The sequence below is a fragment of the Bradyrhizobium sp. genome, assembly GCF_016462955.1.
Classification (GTDB): domain Bacteria; phylum Pseudomonadota; class Alphaproteobacteria; order Rhizobiales; family Xanthobacteraceae; genus Bradyrhizobium.
In genome coordinates, this window is sequence record NZ_JAEMSD010000228.1 from 1 (window position 1) to 618 (window position 618).

At 69.6% G+C, this 618-nt stretch carries 1 protein-coding gene; it reads left to right on the plus strand.

Translation table 11 applies throughout. The features are described from left to right. Positions 1-276: 276 nt before the first annotated feature. The coding region (locus tag JHD07_RS21940) for a DUF2157 domain-containing protein (protein ID WP_291625691.1) at positions 277-618 on the plus strand (342 nt) is incomplete at its 3' end.

Below are 618 nucleotides of genomic sequence, written 5' to 3' on the forward strand. Positions count from 1 at the left end.
GTGATATCGCTTGTGGCCATCCTTCGAGACGCCCGCCTTTGGCGGGCCCTCAGGATGAGGACCGCGTGCGTGGCGCTGGTTTCAGCGGGCTCAGCTGCCGCTGAGCCTCATCCTGAGGAGGCGCGTCAGCGCCGTCTCGAAGGACGAGGCGCGCGCTCAGCTGCCGCAACGAGCCATATGCGACCACCCCGCCGCGCGGGAGCTTGAACCCATCGCCTGCACGATCCGACCTAGCAAGGCCCCGCCATCCGGCGGGCGTCAGGTGATCCCAGCACGATGTTCGACAAAACCTACCGGCAGCGCCTCGAAGCCGATCTGGCGCGATGGGAGGCCGACGGCGTGATTGCGCCGGCGGCGGCCGCCAGCATCCGCCATGCGCTGCCGCCACTGCCGGCCGGCATCAACATCGCCATCGTTGTCGGCATCGTCGGCGGCCTGTTGATCGCGGCGGCATTCCTCGCCTTCGTGGCGGCGCACTGGACCGAGATCGCGCGCCTCGCGCGGTTCGCGATCCTGCTCGCCGGCCTGGTCGTCACGGGCGGCCTCGGCGCCTGGTTTGCGACGCGCGGCCGCACCATTCTCGCCGATCTCTGCGCCAGCATAGGCGCCATCATCTTC